Consider the following 5,775-nt stretch of genomic DNA (forward strand, 5'->3'; position numbering starts at 1 on the left):
ACAGAGAGACTGAAGCTCATCACTGCATAAGCCGATAGTGACAGTCTGGTTACTATTGTCTCAAGGTGCCTCCGATGCTGTTGGGCTGCTCCGTACGTATTGCAGACACTTGCAGTATGATAAATCAATTGGTTTAGTGTGCGATTAACGGAAGTTCAGCACTTGTCTAATAATGATAGAATAATGCTAATTGTTTTAGAGAATCCGCTTATGAAAACCATTGGAACGCTGGCTAAAGAACTAGACATTAGCGTAGAAACAATCCGATTTTATGAACGTAAAGGACTTATCGTACAGCCACTAAAACCTGATAGTGGTTATCGCATGTATGACGACACCCATGTGAGTCAACTTAAATTCATATTAAAAGCTAAAGCCTTGGGCTTTACACTTGATGAAGTCGCTTCGCTCATGACGATGAGTGGAAACTGCGCTGATGTCGAATCGATGGGATTACAAAAACTTAAGTTGATTCGAGAGAAAATTGCTATTTTGCAGCGGCTAGAACATGTGGTTCAAGATATGACAAATTCTTGTAAAGCCAACCACGACCCTAATTCCTGCCCAATAATCAATTCGCTCAATTAACTATTGACTCCGTACCTATGTACGGAGTTTAGACTACCTCAAAAGTAGAGGTAATTATGATGAATAAAATTCTAGATAAAGTAGGCTCTGGTGGCGTTTGGCTAGCCGCACTTAGCTGCACAGCATGTTTCCCCGCACTTGGTTCACTAGCATCAGCTTTAGGGCTTGGTTTTCTATCACATTTTGAAGGAATAGCGGTTAATACTTTATTACCATTGTTTGCTGCGCTCGCTTTATTGGTCAACTCGTACAACTGGTATCAACATAAGCATGTGGTAAGGGGCATATTAAGTGTAATTGGCCCAATTGCAGTATTGCTGACTCTTTATCCACTGTGGCAATACGACTGGAGCACTTACTTATTTTACTTTGGGATCACATGGATGGTATTTATGTCAGTATTGGATGTCGTTAAGCCAGTTAAGGAACCCGTATGCGAGGTATAGAATTGGAATCTAAGATTACTTGTCCCGAGTGCGGCTTTAGTAAGGTCGAGACCATGCCAACAAACGCTTGCCAGTGGTATTACGAATGTGAGGGATGCAAAGCGCTACTCAAGCCTTTAATAGGTGATTGTTGCGTTTATTGCTCTTTTGGGACTGTTAAGTGCCCACCTATTCAAGAAGGAAGTAGTTGCTGCAATAAATCTTAACGTCTGCTAATGGCACAAATAGTAAGTCCGATATCAACCTTCTGAAGGTCTGCAATTTGTCTTTTGATGCCCATCAAGGCTCTCTGTAGGGCAGCTCAGTACGTGAAGCGGACCTTGGAGCAATGAACTTTCCATCTCAAAGACCAGTAGACTAACAACAAAACTATCTGCAATCTGGGCTACCAATCCCTGGCAAGGACGCCATTGTTAGCCATTAACATGCATACCTATAAACGACATCGGCCAGAGCAAACATTGCTATACCAATTGGTTGAGCAATATTATCCAGATTTTCTGGAGTACCTTTCCCATCAAGGAAAGACATTACCACTTCATGTAGATAAAGAGTTTGCAGAATTTCTAAAGTGTGGTCGGTTTGAGCATGGATTTCTCAGAGTCGTGTGTGACGACTGCAAACATGAGAAGCTGGTCGCGTTCAGTTGCAAACGTAGGGGCTTCTGCCCTATTTGCGGGGCAAGACGGATGGCAGAGAGTGCGAAGTTACTGGTTGACGACGTTCTTAACGGCTATCCCATACGTCAGTGGGTGTTGAGTCTACCTATCCCATTGAGGCTGCTACTTGCCAGATATCCCAAAGAGCTCAGCAAAGTCATGCAAATCATCCATCGCACGATTTCAACTGACATCATCCATCGAACAGGTTACTTGAAAAAGCAAGCCAAGACGGGTGCAGTAACGTACATTCAGCGTTTTGGAAGTGCGCTAAACTTGAATATACACTTCCATATGCTCTTCCTCGAGGGCGTTATTACAGAAGAGCGAGGGCAAACCAAATTCAAGCTCGTCAAAGCGCCGAGCCATAGCGATATGGAACAGATAGTTGACAACATCAGCCACCGCATTGCGGCCTATTTAGAGAAGGCCAGGCTCATTCAGCGTGATATGGACAATGCTTTTCTCGATTTTCCCATGGATGATGAAAATAGCTTATTGCCCTTGCAAGCGGCCTCGGTTAGTTATCGTATTGCTTGGGGCCAGATATGGGCAAAAAAGTATTTAACTTACAAACCTTGCCCGCCAAAGACAAACAACACTACGGACAATTAGCCCAGATAGGCGGTTTCAGTTTACATGCTGGCGTATTCGCAGACGGTCACCAAACCGATAAATTGGAACGCCTGTGCAGATACATCTCAAGACCAGCCATAAGTGAACAACGATTGAATCTTACAGATTCAGGTAAGGTGAGGTATAAACTAAAGACCCCTTACAATGACGGAACGACCCTCGTGTTATTCTCTCCACGGGATTTTCTCGGCAAACTCGTTGCTTTGATACCACCACCTCGACTTAACCTCACGAGGTTTTATGGGGTATTTGCTCCCAATGCTATAGTTCGTGCCGAGGTGACTGCTTCACAACGTAGTAAGAATAGTCCTCGTTTAGCAGAACACCTGAAAGATTCAGAAAAGCCGTATCATTCCCGCAATATGTCTTGGTAATCCGGTCACCGGCGCAAAGACTGAAACGCGTATTCAACATCGACATTACCCAATGCGAGGTTTGCGAAAAATTTAACGTAAAGGTCATTGCTTGCATAACTGACGCGATCATTATCAATAAAATCTTGTCATATTTGGACAAGCACAATTTACCGGAAGCGAGCAATAATCCCCGTACGCCGCCACTTCGTGCGCCACCAAGCATTGACGCATTCTGCGACTATACCATTCAACGTGACTTCGACTTTGGTGCATGAACCACAAAAACCTACCATTACTTAAACACGCAAATTGTTGGGGTGAGGGCTTTCACATATCTTATTGCAGATTTCAGTACCAAAGACCAGTTAACTTGCCTGTCTTGATGACAACTACTCCACTGATTTCTGAAAAGTACCCGTTTGACACACGTTCAACTAGCCTTAAATACATCTGACACGGTGGGTAGTACATAGCGTTAATATTTCTTATACACACAAGCTGTCCTGACCATTCAGGCTAACACATCCGGCTTCCTTGCCGTGAGGATGCGCTCTGCGATGCAGATGTAAATCTGTTAGGTGCCTTGTTGGTAGCTCTGCCAGGCTTGCATTGAACCAATAAAAACATCCACGTTTTCAAAACCCTGTGCCAGCAGATAACTGGCTGCTACGGTGGCGCGCTTACCGCTGCCACAGGCCAGTGTATAATGGCGGGATTTATCCAGTTGGTGGCACATTTCCGGCAGATAGCCTAAGTAGATATGCTTTGCCTGGTCAAATTCGTTGTTTTCAACCTCTTCCTGTTTGCGAACATCCAGCAGTTGCCAGTTAGCACGTGGTGCTCTAATGCGCTCATCAACCTTATCTGCAGTAACGGCGTTCACATGCTGACGATGGTAAGCCTCAATGGTATCTGGCTTTGGTACCATGGTCAGATAACCACTAATCTGCTGGTAGCCCATCCGCCACAGCTGTTCGGAGCTTTCGGTTGCCTGTTGATGGGAATCTGCCACCAGTGCGATAGGTGTGGAGTAGTCCAGAAACCAACCACCATAAGCGCTGAGTAAGCCGCCCGGCAAATTAAGACTGCCGGGATAGTGACAGTCTCGAAACTGGGCATGACTTCTTACATCAATGAGCACGCCGGGACGTTCTGCGCTTTTCTGCCAGGCTGACTGAGCATCCTGTGCCAGCTTCTGGCACGCCACTGGCGGTAAAGGCGTATCCATCCCGGTAACGTTAGACTGCTCCATTTTGCTAAAGTAGGGAGCAATATAATGATTCTCTTTTAACTTACGCTCTATAAAGGCTTTTTTAGAGGTACATTGATAGCCCGGGTTTTGCCGTTTCTCAATGCCTATGGTGGTAAACTCACGTTCTGCCATGCCTGAGCCACACACCGACCCTGCGCCATGAGCCGGGTACACAATAATGTCATCACCCAGGTTGGCCAGCGTTTGTAGGCTGTCATAAAGCTGGCCAGCCATTTTTTCCATTTCCTCGGGGTAGAAGTCTGTGCGACCGACTTCACTGACAAATAAGGTATCGCCGGTAAATACGCCGATAGGCTGACCGTCCTGTTCGTTGTCGATAGCCAACACACAAATACTGTCTTTAGTATGGCCGGGCGTTGCAATAACTTCGAGTGTCCATTTGCCAATCTCAAATTTATCGCCATTACCGGCCTTGCGGGCATATTCGATAGGCTCGTCAGCGTATTTACCATGGTAAATATCAGCACCGGTCTGGTTGGCCAGCGCTACCGCGCCAGAGATAAAGTCTTCATTGCGGTGGGTTTCGATGATGGTGGTGATCCGGCATTCATGCTTTCCGGCAAGGGTGAGATAATGCTGCGTATCTAACTGAGGATCAATCACACAGGCTTCACCATCGCTGCCAATCAGGTAGGAAAGGTGCGCAATGCCCGGTGTTTTAACAGATTCTACAAACATAGGTTAGCTCCACTTTGGGGTTGTGCCGCGCACAACGTGAATGTATTCACTTCACCCTAAGCTTTCAAATGTCACGCCGAATAAAAAGTTTATATAAAACAAGTAATTACATTTTCTACCCAAAAGGCTTCCCAGTAAATGAAGAAATATTCACTTAATCCTATGTAAAATTTACATGCTATTGCGGGATAAGCGTGCCCGTTGCAGACGCTGTTTGAGGTATTGCAGTCTGGGAAGCAAAATCAGCAAGGCTATTGCCCAGTAAATTAACGGTTCCTGCAGGCCGGTTTTGCGAGACCAGCTAAAGTGTAACAGGGCCAGTAAAACAACCAGGTAAATGGTGTTATGCAGGGATTGCCAGCGATTGGCGCAAAGCAGAAGTAGCTGTTCAATAATCTGTTGCGTCCGCTCCTTGTCTTTTGTTGCCTGAAGAGGCAATTTAGCTTGGTATGTGTGCATATGATACCAATAGTCTTGGCTTAATATGTTTCTCCTAAAATCAGGTGTATACTATCGATCTAGTTATGAGAGGTATTTATGAATACAAAAATTGAAGTTTACGGTGTTAAAGCTGTTCAACGCCCCAAAGTTCCAGCAAGAAAGAAACTTGACCTCTCTGGTGAGTTTGGGCAACAGATCGTGAAATCCGAAACTAAGCTAGTGCTAAGAACACACAAGCGTACGTTCGAAAAACTCGCTTACATGTAATGGAGCTTATTTTTTTCCCCTTCGAGCGCGTTATAGAGATTAACGCCTACATTCTCGAAAACGAGCCTGGTATGAAGGGGGCCGCTGATATCAATAAGCTTCAGGGGGCGCTAGGCAGGATTGATAATGCTATTGTTTATTTAGGCTTGAATGATGTTTTCGAAATAGCAGCAAAGTATGCTTCCTCTATTGCACTTTCTCATTCGCTTCCTGATGCAAACAAACGGACTGGTCTCGCTGTAGCTTTGGAATATTTATCTCTCAATGATTATGAATTAATTGCTGATAACGAATTATTCGCAGATGCCATCAGAGATTTGGTTGTGGGCAAAATTGGGGTTCTAGGGATTTTCCCCTCTAAAAAGACATAATCCTCTGTAGACCACACCAATAAATGGCTGCGGAGGTGGTTTACTTTCAGCTTGGAGCCT

General features: G+C 45.0%; 7 protein-coding genes and 1 pseudogene. 6 read left to right on the plus strand and 2 right to left on the minus strand.

Features of this window, described 5'->3' with window-relative positions; all coding sequences use genetic code 11:
- The first annotated feature begins 210 nt into the window (after positions 1-210).
- From BIZ39_RS19975 to BIZ39_RS22670, 4 genes and pseudogenes are all read left to right on the plus strand, one after another.
- Positions 211-588: a MerR family transcriptional regulator gene (locus BIZ39_RS19975; protein ID WP_187447849.1), complete on the plus strand. Its 378-nt coding sequence runs from the start codon at positions 211-213 to the stop codon at positions 586-588.
- Positions 589-644: 56 nt separating this feature from the next.
- Positions 645-1,034, plus strand: coding sequence for an organomercurial transporter MerC (gene merC / locus BIZ39_RS19980; protein WP_044556817.1), 390 nt, complete (start codon positions 645-647; stop codon positions 1,032-1,034).
- On the plus strand, positions 1,022-1,240 hold the full coding sequence (locus BIZ39_RS22400; protein ID WP_080590288.1) for a GDCCVxC domain-containing (seleno)protein: 219 nt from the start codon (positions 1,022-1,024) through the stop codon (positions 1,238-1,240). The genes merC and BIZ39_RS22400 overlap by 13 nt, the downstream gene beginning before the upstream one ends.
- Positions 1,241-1,459: 219 nt before the next feature.
- A pseudogene (locus BIZ39_RS22670) lies at positions 1,460-2,960 on the plus strand (transposase).
- Between the two features lie 299 nt (positions 2,961-3,259).
- Here the strand turns inward: BIZ39_RS22670 and BIZ39_RS19990 are convergent.
- Together BIZ39_RS19990 and BIZ39_RS19995 are read right to left on the minus strand one after the other, a co-directional pair.
- Positions 3,260-4,636, minus strand: coding sequence for an MBL fold metallo-hydrolase (locus BIZ39_RS19990; RefSeq protein ID WP_015067241.1), 1,377 nt, complete (start codon positions 4,634-4,636; stop codon positions 3,260-3,262).
- Between the two features lie 171 nt (positions 4,637-4,807).
- Positions 4,808-5,095, minus strand: coding sequence for a hypothetical protein (locus tag BIZ39_RS19995; protein WP_044447356.1), 288 nt, complete (start codon positions 5,093-5,095; stop codon positions 4,808-4,810).
- Positions 5,096-5,173: 78 nt separating this feature from the next.
- Between BIZ39_RS19995 and BIZ39_RS20000 the strand changes: the two genes are divergently transcribed.
- Positions 5,174-5,344, plus strand: coding sequence for a hypothetical protein (locus BIZ39_RS20000; RefSeq protein WP_020745882.1), 171 nt, complete (start codon positions 5,174-5,176; stop codon positions 5,342-5,344).
- Complete coding sequence (locus BIZ39_RS20005; protein ID WP_187447850.1) at positions 5,344-5,715, plus strand: type II toxin-antitoxin system death-on-curing family toxin; 372 nt, start codon at positions 5,344-5,346, stop codon at positions 5,713-5,715. The genes BIZ39_RS20000 and BIZ39_RS20005 overlap by 1 nt, the downstream gene beginning before the upstream one ends.
- Positions 5,716-5,775: the final 60 nt, after the last annotated feature.

It is taken from the genome of Alteromonas sp. BZK5 (assembly GCF_014349115.1).
Classification (GTDB): domain Bacteria; phylum Pseudomonadota; class Gammaproteobacteria; order Enterobacterales; family Alteromonadaceae; genus Alteromonas; species Alteromonas macleodii.